The organism is Nocardia sp. bgisy134 (assembly GCF_057708325.1).
The window spans coordinates 476,766-490,132 of sequence record NZ_JBYIRW010000002.1 but is presented as its reverse complement, the minus strand read 5'-3'; the positions used below and the strand labels follow the sequence as shown (position 1 = coordinate 490,132).

Genomic DNA, 13,367 nt, shown 5'->3' with positions numbered 1-13,367 from the left:
CTCTGGGGGCGCTCGGCTTTCGGCCGCGTGCGGGACCGCCGTCGGACGAGTCTTGCCGGTGCGGAATCACGAGGCCGCGCGGCGCCTCTCGGAAGAGTCGGTGGCGGGTGGCTTTTGGCGGCGCACCCGCCGGCGGACTCGACTACTGCCCGAGTTTGCCCTGATCGGTGCGCACCCATTCGGAGGATCCGTCGGGGTGGCGGTGGAATTCCCAGGCGGCGTAGTCGCCGTCTTTTTCCACGACGGTGACGTGGTCGGCGAAGCCGTCGTGGTCGTAGTCGGTCCAGACCTGCATCGCGTCGTCGCCCTGGGTGGTGATGGAATCCAGGATGCCGTCGGCGTTGATGTCCTGGGTGGGCTGGTCCAGTTCGACCGCACCGAGTCCGCCCAACGGCGTGGACGCGTCGATGTCGGGTAGATCCATGCCCGGGAACTCGCCGGACGTGATCATGGCTCCTCCTCGGACGGGACTCGTGCGATGGTACGGAACTCCCGCAGGACGCGGGGAATCACTCCATCCTGTCATCCACGAGTCCCTGGCGCAGCCCCCGACCCGGTCGTGGTGGTCACTTTTTCGGAATCACCAGCCAGAGAACGAGGTACAGGATGAACTGCGGTCCGGGCAGCAGGCAGGACAGAACGAACAGCAGCCGGACGATGCCTGCGTTCCAGCCGAAGTACTGTGCGATGCCACCGCAGACTCCGGCGATCCACTTGTCGTGGGAGGTGCGGGTGAGGCGGCGGGCGGGTGCGGTCATCGGATTTCCCTCTCTGGTGTCGAACGCTGTGCCATCCACTCTCCGCACAATCGCGCTCACGCACATCGGTCCGGTGACCCATCGGCACCCTGAATTCTCGAAGCCTCGACTCAGGGTGGAACCCCGAGTACGACCGCGAACCCGCCCTGCTCGGCGGCCGGTGAGGGTCTTCCGAGTGCGACCCCGTGCGGTGCGCTGACGCGAGCACGGCAGACTTCTCCCAGTGAGCACCACTTTGCATGCGCGCGGACTCTCCGCCGGACACGGCGAACGCACCCTGTTCGACGAGCTGGACCTGACGCTGGCTCCGGGGGACGTGATCGGCCTGGTCGGCGTCAACGGCGCCGGCAAGTCGACGTTGCTGCGCATGCTCGCCGACCGCACGGCGCCCACCGGCTCGATCACCCTCAGCCCGCCGGACGCGACGGTCGGTTACCTGGCGCAGGAGCCGGATCGGATTCCGGGCGAAACCGTCCTGGAGTTCCTCGGCCGACGGACGGGGGTCACGGCGGCGCAGCACGCCATGGACTCCGCCGCCGAACGGCTCGCCGAGGGCGGTGCGGACGATTACACGCCCGCGCTGGAACGCTGGCTCGCGCTCGGCGGAGCCGACCTCGATCAGCGGGCCGAGGAGGTCGCCGCGGAGCTGGGTCTCACTTCCAGCCTCGCGAGCGGGCTGGACACGCCGATGACCGGTCTCTCGGGCGGTCAGGCGGCGCGGGCCGGACTGGCATCGGTCTTGCTGTCCCGCTTCGACATTCTGCTGCTCGACGAGCCGACGAACGATCTGGACTTGGACGGACTTGCTCGCCTCGAGCAGTTCGTCACCGGCGTGCGAGTGCCGCTGATGGTGATCAGCCACGATCGAGAGTTCTTGGCGCGCACCGCGAACCGGATCGTCGAACTGGATCTGGCGCAGCAGCAGGTCGGTGTCTACGACGGCAGCTACGAGTCGTATCTCGCCGAACGGGCGATCGCCCGCCAGCACGCCAGGGACGCCTACGAGGAGTACGCCGACACCAAGGCGGGCTTGGAGGCGCGCGCGCAGATGCAGCGCAACTGGCTCGAGCACGGTGTGCGCAACGCCCGCCGCAAGGCACGCGACCCGAAGAGGCTCGATTCCGACAAGGCGGGCCGCAAGATGCGCGCGGAGTCGACCGAGAAGCAGGCTGCCAAAGCCCGTCAGACACAACGCCGTATCGAGCGGCTGGAAGTGGTGGAGGAACCGCGCAAGGAGTGGGAGCTGCGGATGTCTATCGCCGCGGCGCCACGGAGCGGATCGGTGGTCGCCACGGTCTCCGACGCGACGGTCACCCGCGGCGACTTCACCCTCGGCCCGGTGACGACCCAGGTGGACTGGGCCGATCGGATCGTGCTGACCGGCGCGAACGGTTCCGGCAAGTCGACGCTGCTCGCGCTGCTGCTCGGCAAGATCCAGCCCGACTCGGGGACCGCGTCGCTCGGCTCCGGTGTCGAGATCGGCGAGGTCGACCAAGCGCGCGGACTCTTCCGCGGAACCGCTTCCCTCGCGGACACTTTCAGTGCGGAAATGCCGGACTGGCCGGACGCGGAGGCGCGCACGCTGCTGGCGAAGTTCGGCCTGCGCGGGCAGCACGTGCTGCGCGCCTGCGACACTCTCTCGCCCGGCGAGCGCACCCGCGCCGCGCTGGCGCTGTTGCAAGCACGCGGAGTGAACCTGCTCGTGCTGGACGAGCCGACGAACCACCTCGACCTGCCCGCGATCGAACAGCTCGAGCAGGCCGTCGAATCCTTCACCGGCACAATGCTGCTCGTCACGCACGACCGGCGGATGCTTGACTCGGTCCGCGCGAACCGCCGCTGGCATATGGACAACGGGCGGCTCATCGAAGACTGATCCTCGCGCACGACGCGGCTTCAGCATGCGAAACCCAACCACTAGCTACCGCCCCCTCATCGCGCATCGGATGGGTTCTACGAAGTTCTCGGGTCGCAAGTACACGTCGGAGGCGGTGGCGTAGTAGACGGTCCACCCATCCGCCGAGAGCCAGTTGTGCCGCAGGTCGTCACGCGCTGCCGCCGCGTCGCCCGAATGCCATGCGGCGCTGTCGTACTCCAGGCCGATACGCCACTCGGGCCAGCCCAGGTCGAGTCTTCGTAGCCCATTGCTAGTCAGCACGTCCACCTGCGGCTCGGGTCGCGGCAATCCGGCGTCGATACAGCGCAGGCGCGTCCGCGACTCCATCGGCGACTCCGCGCGGCCGTCGGCCAGTTCGATCAGCTCCACCGCCTGCACATAGCCGCGACGTCCTCGGTGCCGCTCACTCTCCGCGAGCAATGCGGTACGGGAGACCCCGAGGCGCAGGGCCGAATCCAGCGTCGCCAGTGCGTCGAGCCGATCGGTGGTGCGCGCGACGTCGACCGTGGTGCGGATGGCGTTCGTCGTCACGGTGCCTTTGATCAGGTCCAGTTCGCCCGGCTCGGTCCGGTCGCTGTGCACGACCAGACGCGAGGTTCGCGACCGCTGAGCGCCGAGCACATGTGTCGCCCGGCTTTCGCCCACCGCGAATCCATGTAGCTCCGCGCTGGTCCCGTATGCGGCGGCCAGTGACTGGGCGCCGATCGACAGCCGCGCCGCCTCGACCCGCAGTTGCGGAGTCGGCGGTGTCGCGGCCTCGCGGTAGACGCCGTGGAACACGCGCACCCAATCGCCACGGTCCACGCGAGTGCGCATTTCGGCGCGGGTGTACTCGCACAAGGCCTGCCAGGCGGTGAAGGCGCCGAATTGCTTGTCTCGAACTTCCATCAGTCCCGGTCGCATGAGACCACCATCGGTCACCTCGCCGCGAACGCGTTTCGGTGACCTGCGGAAATGGTTGGGCGGTGGATAACGCGGGAGCTGTGGACAACTCGGCTGTACGTGGTGGCGGATTCGGGGCTCTCTCTGCTGGATTGCAGGTCAACAGCCCTGTCCGGCCGGTGCAGTGAGGCTTCCGTGACTGGGCTCGCGGCAACTCAGCAATCCGTGTTCGCTGAAGTGAGACCGCCGCCGGATTCTGCGGCCAACTCGCCTCATCTGGCGGCCGTGGTGGGACCGCCGCTCGGTTCTGCGACCAGCTCGCCTGATCAACGCGGCCGAGGCGAGACCGCCGCTGGGTGGAAGATAACTCGCCTGTTCGGCGTGGGCGGGGCGAGACCGCTGGTGCTGGATTCTGCGAACAACGTGCGTGATCGGAGTGGCTGAGGCGAGCCCGCCAAGGCCGGATTCCGCCGACAACTCGCGTGATTGGAGTGGATGAGACGCGCCCGCCGGCCGGATTCCACGGACAACTCGCGTGATCGCGGTAGCTGAGGCAAGCCCGCCGGACCGGATTCCACGAACAGCTCGCGTGATCGGGGTGGCTGAGGCGAGCCCGCCAAGGCCGGATTCCGCCGACAACTCGCGTGATCGCGGTGGCTGAGGCGAGACTCCCGCTGCTGAGGGTCCTCTTTAAGGGGTGCGTGCTCAGGTATTCCTCGAAGCGGTGCTGGGCGCGTCGCGTGCCGTACCCGGCTTACCTCCCGCGGTCAGGTGAGTGGGCGCAAGTCCCAGCCCGGTCAACCGCCTGTGGTCCCGTCCAAAGAGCTGGAGGAGGAGAGGAAATCGACGGGAGAGAAATGGTGGTTCGGGGGTTGACAGCCAAGGCAGGTCGAAAGTGCTCGGGTCCGAAGTACTCAGCCGCTCAACGAACGTGCGATCACTTCCCCCTCAACCCGACCGAAACGCAACCACAGCCGGTCGACCACGCCGGAAGCCGAACCAGCCCACCCGGCAGCGGGAGGTAAGCCGGGTACGCCGCACGACGCGCCCAGCACCGCTCACGGTGAAACCATGGCAGACAGGCAAATCCGAACAGGCAGAACCCCAGGGATACACACGCAACCCCGCAGCTCAGCCGCCGTCACCGACCCGACCGAGCCAGGAGTATCGCGGCAGATGCCACCACTGAACGCGGTGCGAAATCCTACCGCCCGAGCCGCATCACTCAGCGAAACCTAAACCGACGCAACCCGCTTCGCCAGATCGTCCGCAAGCTGCTTGGCCTGCACCAGATCGGTCGCCTCGACCATCACCCGCACCAGCTGCTCGGTACCGCTGGGCCGCAACAGAACCCGTCCGGTATCCCCCAGCACACGCTCGGCTTCCAGCACCGCATCCCGCACCTCCGGCGCAGCGGCGACAGCCGCCTTGTCGCCGACCGGCACGTTCACCAGCACCTGGGGCACGGTCCGCAGCACGCTCGCCAGGTCGGCGAGGGTGCGGTGGGTCTGGGCCATCCTGGCCATCAGGCGCAGGCCCGTGAGGATGCCGTCGCCGGTGGTGCCGTACTTCGGCAGCACCACGTGACCGGACTGTTCGCCGCCGAGGCTGTATCCGCCGCGGCGCAGCTCCTCCAGCACGTAGCGGTCGCCGACGGCGGTGGTGCGCAGGGTGATTCCGGCCTCGCGCATCGCGATGTGCAGGCCGAGGTTGCTCATGACGGTGGCGATCAGTGTGTCGCCGACCAGGTCGCCCGCGTCCTTCATGGCGAGGGCGAGGATCGCGAGGATCGCGTCGCCGTCGACGACATTGCCTTCGGCATCCACCGCGAGGCAGCGGTCGGCGTCGCCGTCGTGGGCGAGGCCGAGGTCGGCGCCGTGCTCGCGGACCGCACGCTGCACCTGCTCCAGGTGGGTCGAGCCGCAGCCGTCGTTGATGTTGAGGCCGTCGGGTTCGGCATTGATGGCGAACACCGTCGCGCCGGCCTCGCGGTACGCGGCGGGACCGACCTCGGCGGCCGCGCCGTGCGCGCAGTCGACCACCACGGTGAGCCCGCTCAGGTCCTGCCCGGTGGCTTCGACCAAGTGCTCGACGTACCGCTCGTGGGTGCCTTCCAGGCTGTACTGGTCCGGGATGACGAGGCCGTGATCGCGCGCGCCGGAGGCGTTCAGCACCCGCCCGATACCGGCGCCGGTCGGGCGCACCATGGCGTCCTCGGCCACCAGCGCCTCGATCCGATCCTCGACGGCATCGTCGAGTTTGTGACCGCCCGCGGCGAAGATCTTGATGCCGTTGTCCGGCATCGGGTTGTGCGAGGCGGAGATCATCACGCCGAGACACGCGTCGTAGAGGCCGGTGAGGTAGGCGACCGCCGGAGTCGGCAGCACCCCTACCGAGAGCACGTCGACACCCGCCGCGGTCAGCCCGGCGGTCACGGCGGCCTCCAGCATCTCGCCGGATGCCCGCGGGTCGCGGCCGACCACCGCGAGCGCACGCTTCTTGCCGCGGCCGAGCACCTGCGCCGCCGCTCCGGAAAGCCGCAGGGCCAGTTCCGGACTCAGCGATCCGTTGGCAAGCCCGCGGACACCGTCGGTGCCGAACAAACGTCCCATACCTCGCCCCTCATAGGTGGTTTCGCGACATGCGAATGAGCCCGCAGGCGTCGGCCTGTCAACCGTGCGAGGCCCGCGAACGTCAATACAACGAGAGCAGGCGACCAGCGGTGCTGGAAGCCTGCTCTCGTACAGCTGCAGCGCCGACCATACCGCCCCCGGCACCTCCAGGGTGCCGGATGGCGGAGATCGACGAAGCCAAAATCAGCGCTTCGAGTACTGAGGCGCCTTACGCGCCTTCTTCAGACCGTACTTCTTGCGCTCGGTGGCACGCGGGTCACGGGTCAGGAAGCCCGCCCGCTTCAGGGCGGGACGGTCCTCGGGGGTGACCTCGATCAGCGCGCGGGCGATGGCCAGACGCAGGGCGCCTGCCTGGCCCGACGGGCCGCCGCCGACCAGGCGGGCGTGCACGTCGAAGGACTCGGTGCGCTCCACGGTCACCAGCGGCGACTTCACCAGCTGCTGGTGCACCTTGTTCGGGAAGTAGTCCTCGATGGTGCGGCCGTTGAGCACGAAGTTACCGGCGCCGGGCAGCAGCCGGACGCGGACGACGGCCTCCTTGCGGCGGCCGACGGTCTGCACCGGACGGTCGATGACGACCGGGGCGTAGGCGGCGGGCTCGGCCTCGTAGCCGTAGTCCTCCTCCACGACCTCGACGGCGGCCTCTTCGGCGAAGTCCTCGTTGAATTCTTCGGGAGCGGTCACTGGGCCACCTGCTTGATCTCGAACGGAACGGGCTGCTGAGCGGCGTGCGGATGGCTCGGGCCCGCGTAGACCTTGAGCTTGCCCGCGATGGCGTTGCCCAGCTTGTTCTTCGGGATCATGCCCTTGACGGCCTTCTCCACGAGACGGTCCGGACGGGTCTCCAACACCTGACCGACAGTGCGCGACTTGAGGCCGCCCGGGTGCCCGGAGTGGTGGTGGATGAGCTTGTCGGTGCGCTTGTTGCCGGAGATGGCAATCTTGTCCGCGTTGATGATGATGACGAAGTCGCCACCGTCGAAGTTCGGCGCGTAGGTCGGCTTGTTCTTGCCACGCAGCAGATTCGCTGCCTGGACGGCAAGACGGCCGAGCACTACGTCAGTGGCGTCGATGACGTACCACTTACGGGTCACGTCACCCGCCTTGGGGCTGTACGTAGGCACAGTGCTTCCCTGTCTGTAGTCGGTGTTGCCGGCCAAGCGTGCGGTCGAGGTGACCCCGGCGGCCGGTTGAGACCCGGGCCTCGGTGTACGACCTGGTGATCCACGGGGAATCGCCCGGCCGCCCACACGCCAACGCAGAACGATACCAGGAAGGTATCGAGAGACCCGAATCCGGTCAGATCTCGACCGGGGCCCCCGGATCGATCGCGCCCGGTGGTCCCGGCACCACATACCGGAGCGTGTCCATGCTCGGCGGCGCGCATTCCGACTCCGTCGACGAGGGCACCCGCACCGTGGCGATCCCCTGCCTGCGGTCCTCGGGCGCAACGTGCGGCGTCAGCCCGCAGGACACGGAAACGACCTCGCCGATCACCGAGCGGACCGGCTCTTCGGCGCCGGTGAACTCGACCCGGTTGCCGTCGGAAGGCATGGCCACGACGGCAAGCGCCACCGCGCCCACCACGGCGTTCGCACCGAACAGATTGCCCTTCATCTTGTTCCAGAGCTTGCCCTTGCGCTCCTTGCCGTCTTCGTCGTCCTCGTCGGACGGCTCCTGCCAGGAGCCCTGGTGGCTGGGCGGCGGGTACGGTGTCGGGGAACCGGGCGGCTGCGAGCCGGGCGCCTGCCGACCCAGCGCGGTGGTCCGCTGATCCTCGGGGTGCTGGCCGGGCGGCCTGGTGAACCGGCTGCCGAGCTCCGCCAGGTTCGGCGGGAGACCGCGCGCCAGATCCTCGCGGGTGACGCGGGTGGTCGGCTCCTCGCTGGGCGGCGGTTCGGCGTTCGGTGGAGCGGTCGGGTAGCCGGGGCCGTAGGTGACTACGGGCGATCCCGGTGAAGACGGCGGACCGAGGTCGGGCCGCTGAACCGTTTCCGGTGGGCGCTGCGGCTCGACAGGACGCTGAGGCGGTTCGGGCGCCCGCTGCCCAGCATCCGCCTGCCACTGCGGCGCCTGCATCTGATGCTGAGGATGCGCCTGCTGCGGCGGGGCGTAGTCGTTGCGCGGCCCGCCCTCGGCATGCCTGCCGCCCTGCTCCGGCTCGCCCGCCTCGCTGTCTGTCACCAGCAGATGGGTGGCCCCGAGCACCAGCGCGTGCATCGGATGATCGGCGACATGCAACCGATGGCCGAGGTGGTTCTGGAAAGCGAGCCGCAACGCCTCGTTGAAACAGACATTGCCGCTCAGCAGCACCGTCGAGGTGTCCGCCCCGATGGAGCGAGCCGCGGCCATGACCTCGATCACCACGTTGTCGGCCGAGCGCGCGTCGCGCATCGCGTCGCTGGTCACCGGTACGTCGACGGATTCGGTGGGCTGCTCGTCGTCCCCGTGCACCGCGACGACGAGCATCGTGCGGCCGTCGGAGTACACGCCGGTGGCGCCGATTCCGCGCGGATTGCGCTCATCGGGCGCGCGCACCAAACCGAGGGCCCGCACGTACCCCGAGAGCGCGACGCTCTCCGGCAGCGGTTCCACCACCACGTCGAGCGTCTCGACGAGTTCGGCGTACACCTCGACCTTCTCGTCCGGCCAGCCGTCCGGGAAGGGCAGCGCCACCACATCCGGTTTGCCGCGCAGGTATTTGCCGATGGCGGCGAGCGGGTTGTACATCCGGGCGCGGAAGACCATCTCCGCGGGCCAGGTCGCCCCGGCCACCACGATCTGCGGGTGGCCGAGGATGTCGCGCACGTCGGCGATGGCCATCCCGAGATCGGGACGCTGCCGGTCGACGCCCGCGGTGTGCAGCCGTCCCGACGAATCGGCCAGCAAATACGCCGGCGGCGTGTACGTACCCTCCACCTGCACCGGCCGGATCGGAGTACGTCGACCGCCCGCTGCCACGGACACCACATCCCAGCCGAGATGTACTGCCCCTACTCGCACCGTCACAGTCATAAGTGTGCCTGCTGCGTGAGCGACACGCGCGCGATCCCGGCCGACCCCAGGTCGTGGCGGCCCGAGTAGGTGGTCACGCCGCCGACTTCTTGAGCCGTAGCCGCTGCCAGGTCACGAACGCGAGCAGCGCGGTGATCACCAGCAGCAGCGTCACGTCGAGGATCCAGATTCCCGAGGTGTGGTCCCAGAGTTTGTCCTGCTGGGCGTTGGCGAAGATCGTCTTGATATCGACCGTCGACGCCCCGGCCGCGTAACCCCAGCGCGAGGGGAACACCCAGGACAGCTGTTCGAGCACGACACGGTCGGTGACCGGGATGAGCCCGCCCGCCATCACCAGCTGCACCATGATCATGACGACGAGCATCGGCATGACCTGCTCGTTCGACTTCGCCAGACTCGAGATCAGCAGACCGAACACCACACAGCACACCGCGGTCAGCGCGATGTCGATGTACAGCTCGGCACTGCCGGAGGAGAACAACGAACCCGCGCCGGGCGGGTTCTTGCCCGCTAGCGTGATCCCGACCAGCACCGCCGCCTGGAGGAACGCGGTGACGCTGAACACCGCGATCTTGGCCATCAGATATGCCGAGGGCAGCAGGCCGACCGCGCGCTCGCGGTAGAAGATCGTGCGCTCGCCGACCAGGTCGCGCACGGTCAGGGTGGCGCCCATGAAGCAGGCGCCGAGAATGAGCACGACGAGCAACTGCTGGGTCTCGCCGCCGCCGACGCGCACGATCTCACCGGTGGGCAACGTGGTCAGTCCGCCGGGCGCGAAACCGTTCTTGCCCGGCACCACCAGGGACAGCACACCGAGAATGAACGGCAGCAGCAAGAGGAAGACCAGATAGCCGCGGTCGGCGAAGATCAGCCGGATCTGTCGCCGCACCAGCGTGGAGAACTGTTTGAACCCGCTCGACTGCGGCGGGCTGCCCGCGGGCCCGTAGCGCGGCGGCGGGGGCGGCGGGGGCGCGAACGCCTGTCTGGATCGGTACGCGGCGAACGCCTGATCCGGATTGGCCGCCACGTTCGCGAAGATCTCGGCCCAGTCGCTGGTGCCCAAGGCCCCGCCGACACCGGCCGGATGCCCGCAGAACGCGGTCTTGCCGCCCGGCGCCAGCAGCAGCACCTGATCGCACATGTCGAGGCAGGCCACCGAGTGAGTGACCACGATGACCACGCGACCGGCGTCGGCCAGCTCGCGCAGCATCACCATGACCTGCCGGTCCAGCGCCGGGTCGAGACCCGAGGTCGGCTCGTCCAGGATCAGCAGCGAGGGACCGGTGAGCAGTTCGAGCGCCACCGAGGCGCGTTTGCGCTGACCGCCGGAGAGCCGGTCGACCCTGGTGTCGGCGTGTTCCGTGAGCGAAAGCTCTTTCAGCACACCGTCGATCACCTGCTGACGGTCGGCCTTGGTGGTGTCCGGCGGCAGCCGCAGCTCGGCGGCGTAGCCGAGCGCCTGGCGCACCGTGAGCTGGCGGTGCAGCACGTCGTCCTGCGGGACCATGCCGATACGGGAACGCAGCGCCTCGTACTCGGCGTGCAGGTTGCGGCCCTCGAAGGTCACCACACCGCCGGACGGCTGAGTGGTACCCGCGATCAGCTTCGAGAGCGTCGACTTGCCCGCGCCCGACGGACCGATGAGCGCGGTGAGCGTGCCGCGACCCGCCTGCATGTTCACGTCGACGAGCAGCTGCTTGTTGCCCTCGACGGTGAATCCGACGCCGTGCACGTGCAGACCTTGTTCGGCGACCGGCTTCTGCCGGTGCACCAGGGTGCCCTGCTGGACGACGAAGTCGACGTTGCCGATGGTGACGATGTCGCGCTCGCGCAGCGCCGCGCGCTGCTGGCGGGTGCCGTTGACGAAAGTGCCGTTCGCGGAGCCGAGATCCTCGATGGTGAGGCCCTCGGTGGCCGCGACGAGCCGGGCGTGCTTGCGCGAGGCCAGCGGATCGTTGACGACGATCTGGTTGTCGGTGGTGCGGCCGATGGCCAAGCCGCCGGACGGGATCCGGTCGGCCCTGGCGATCGGCGCGGTCGACGCCCTCGTGCGCAGCGGCGGCAGCGCCGAGGTGTCGGCCTTGGTGGTCATGTTGAAGTTCGGCTGCTGCGGCGTCGGCTGCGAAGGCGGTGGGTGCGCACCGACAGGTTGGTGCTGCTGCGGCGGATGATGCGGCGTCGGCGGCTGATGCGATGGGGCGGGCTGATGCGATGCCTGCCCGATCGGCGGACGGTTCGGATGCTGGTAACTCGGCCGTTGCCGAACCGCCTGCTGCGGCTGCGAAGACGGTTGTGGCGGCGTGTGCGCGTGCCGCACCGGCGCCGCGGCGGGCAGCAGGTGCAGCAGCGGACCGCTGATCGCGTCGCCGAGCCTGACCTGCGTCGGCCGATCGATGGACACCGGCTGACTCAGCCGGCGCGCGTCCACGAAAACGCCATTGGTACTGCCGTTGTCGGTGAGAACCCAGCCGCTCCCCTGCCAGGCCAGCGTCGCGTGCACCCGCGATACCAGCGGGCTGTCGACGAACAGCGTCACCTCGGGCGCACGGCCCATGGTGACTTTCTGATTCGAATCGAAGACCCGTTCAGTTCCATCATGGCGCACGGTGATGGTCTGCGCCCCCGGTAAAGACATGCAGCGGATACTATGCCATCAACCGGACATCGGCGGTGCCCCCGACGTGCCTCTCGCCCCGATCCGGCGACCGACGAGAACGTGCTACCGGCCGACTAGGGGGAGCTTTGCCGAAACTCCAAGCGACCGCTGTCATTACGGTTGTGCTGTGCGCGATGGCCCTGATCGCGGGATGTACGCGGGAGGTGGACGGCCGCGCGGTCTCGGTCTACGACGACCCGTTCAAGGTGGCCGGACTGCCCACGACGAGCGGCCCGAGCGGACCGCGTCCCGGGGTGACCGACTCCGACCTCACCGCGGCCAACGGCGACGGCGGCGCGACCGACACCCTGGCGCTCAACGCCATCGACGACATCCAGACCTACTGGCGCGGCGAATACGGCAAGGAGTTCGACGGCGAATTCGAACCGGTCGAGCGGCTCATCTCCTGGAGTGCGAAGGCGCCGCGCAACGACGCGCCGGAGTTCTGCAAGGAGACCACCTACCGACTGGTGAACGCGGCCTTCTGTCGCTTGGACAACTCCATCGGGTGGGACCGCTCAGTGCTGCTGCCCACCATGGAGGACACTTTCGGCAAGATGGCCGTGGTCATGGTGCTCGCCCACGAGTACGGGCACGCCGTGCAGGCGCAGGCCAAGATCGTCGATCCGAAGGATCCGGTGATCGTGAAGGAACAGCAGGCCGACTGCTTCGCGGGCGCGTTCATTCGTCACGTGGCGGAGGGCAAGTCGAAGCACTTCACCATCAACACCTCCGACGGCCTGAACACGGTGCTCGCCGCCACCGTCGCGATCCGCGACTCCGACCCCGACGACCCGGAGAGCGTGCACGGCTCCGCGTTCGAGCGGGTCACCGCGGTGCAGATCGGATTCACCGATGGCCCCAAGGCGTGCAAAAGCATCGACATCGACGAGATCAACCAGCGCCGTGGCGGTCTGCCGCAGACGCTGGGCAGCAGCACCGGCGAGTACCCGATCGACAAGGAGAGCCTGATCGAGCTCACCAAGGCGCTCGCCGCAATCCTGCCCGTCGAGGACAACCCGACCTACGACTACAACGGCGCGAAGATCGACTGCCGCGACGGCACCACCACTGAACCGGTCTCCTATTGTCCCGCCGAGAATCTCATCGCCACCGACATCCCCGAACTGGCCAAACGCGGCACCGCCGACATCGACGAAGACAATCCGCTACCGCTCAAGGTGACCGGCGACTACAACGGTTACGTCGTCTTCATCGCCCGCTACACTCTCGCGGTGCAGCAGAGCCACGGCCAGTCGCTGGTCGGCGCCAAGACCGGGCTGCGCGCCGCCTGCCTGGCCGGCGTGGTCACCGGCAAGCTAGCCGACCCGAATCGCCAACGCACCCAGGGCGATATCTCCCTGGCCGCGGGCGATCTCGACGAGGCGGTGTCGGGGCTGCTCACCGACGGCCTGGCGGCCAGCGACGTGCAGGGCAAGACGGTGCCGAGCGGGTTCGCCAGGGTGGACGCCTTCCGCGCGGGTGTGCTCAACGGCGAGAACACCTGCATGTCGCGGTACTCCTAG

At 68.5% G+C, this 13,367-nt stretch carries 10 protein-coding genes; 2 read left to right on the top strand and 8 right to left on the bottom strand.

Annotated features, from left to right (window positions below):
• Nucleotides 1-142: 142 nt before the first annotated feature.
• Together AC3ERS_RS05735 and AC3ERS_RS05730 are read right to left on the bottom strand one after the other, a co-directional pair.
• Entirely contained in the window at nt 143-451 is a 309-nt protein-coding gene (locus AC3ERS_RS05735; RefSeq protein ID WP_431964195.1) for a DUF6802 family protein, read from the bottom strand.
• A gap of 115 nt (nt 452-566) precedes the next feature.
• Nucleotides 567-758, bottom strand: a complete 192-nt coding sequence (locus tag AC3ERS_RS05730; RefSeq protein WP_067784968.1) for a PspC domain-containing protein — start codon at nt 756-758, stop codon at nt 567-569.
• A gap of 223 nt (nt 759-981) precedes the next feature.
• On the opposite strand from AC3ERS_RS05730, the gene AC3ERS_RS05725 reads away from it, so the two are divergent.
• Entirely contained in the window at nt 982-2,634 is a 1,653-nt protein-coding gene (locus tag AC3ERS_RS05725) for an ABC-F family ATP-binding cassette domain-containing protein (RefSeq protein ID WP_431964193.1), read from the top strand.
• Nucleotides 2,635-2,679: 45 nt separating this feature from the next.
• Here AC3ERS_RS05725 and AC3ERS_RS05720 read toward each other — a convergent pair whose 3' ends face one another.
• The 6 genes from AC3ERS_RS05720 to AC3ERS_RS05695 all read right to left on the bottom strand — a co-directional run bounded on the left by AC3ERS_RS05720 (nt 2,680) and on the right by AC3ERS_RS05695 (nt 11,820).
• On the bottom strand, nt 2,680-3,558 hold the full coding sequence (locus AC3ERS_RS05720; protein WP_431964191.1) for a hypothetical protein: 879 nt from the start codon (nt 3,556-3,558) through the stop codon (nt 2,680-2,682).
• A 1,214-nt stretch (nt 3,559-4,772) separates the two neighbouring features.
• Nucleotides 4,773-6,149 carry a phosphoglucosamine mutase gene (gene glmM / locus AC3ERS_RS05715; RefSeq protein ID WP_431964189.1) on the bottom strand — a complete coding sequence of 459 codons (1,377 nt, stop codon included), beginning with the start codon at nt 6,147-6,149 and terminating at the stop codon, nt 4,773-4,775.
• A 204-nt stretch (nt 6,150-6,353) separates the two neighbouring features.
• A complete protein-coding gene (rpsI, locus tag AC3ERS_RS05710) occupies nt 6,354-6,854 on the bottom strand; it encodes a 30S ribosomal protein S9 (protein ID WP_431964187.1) in 501 nt (166 codons plus the stop codon).
• Nucleotides 6,851-7,294, bottom strand: coding sequence for a 50S ribosomal protein L13 (gene rplM / locus AC3ERS_RS05705; protein ID WP_431964185.1), 444 nt, complete (start codon nt 7,292-7,294; stop codon nt 6,851-6,853). Before rplM ends, rpsI begins: the two co-directional genes overlap by 4 nt.
• Nucleotides 7,295-7,469: 175 nt before the next feature.
• Nucleotides 7,470-9,185: a hypothetical protein gene (locus AC3ERS_RS05700; protein WP_431964183.1), complete on the bottom strand. Its 1,716-nt coding sequence runs from the start codon at nt 9,183-9,185 to the stop codon at nt 7,470-7,472.
• A gap of 73 nt (nt 9,186-9,258) precedes the next feature.
• Nucleotides 9,259-11,820 carry an FHA domain-containing protein gene (locus AC3ERS_RS05695; protein WP_431964181.1) on the bottom strand — a complete coding sequence of 854 codons (2,562 nt, stop codon included), beginning with the start codon at nt 11,818-11,820 and terminating at the stop codon, nt 9,259-9,261.
• A 155-nt stretch (nt 11,821-11,975) separates the two neighbouring features.
• Between AC3ERS_RS05695 and AC3ERS_RS05690 the strand changes: the two genes are divergently transcribed.
• Nucleotides 11,976-13,367, top strand: a complete 1,392-nt coding sequence (locus AC3ERS_RS05690; RefSeq protein WP_431964179.1) for a neutral zinc metallopeptidase — start codon at nt 11,976-11,978, stop codon at nt 13,365-13,367.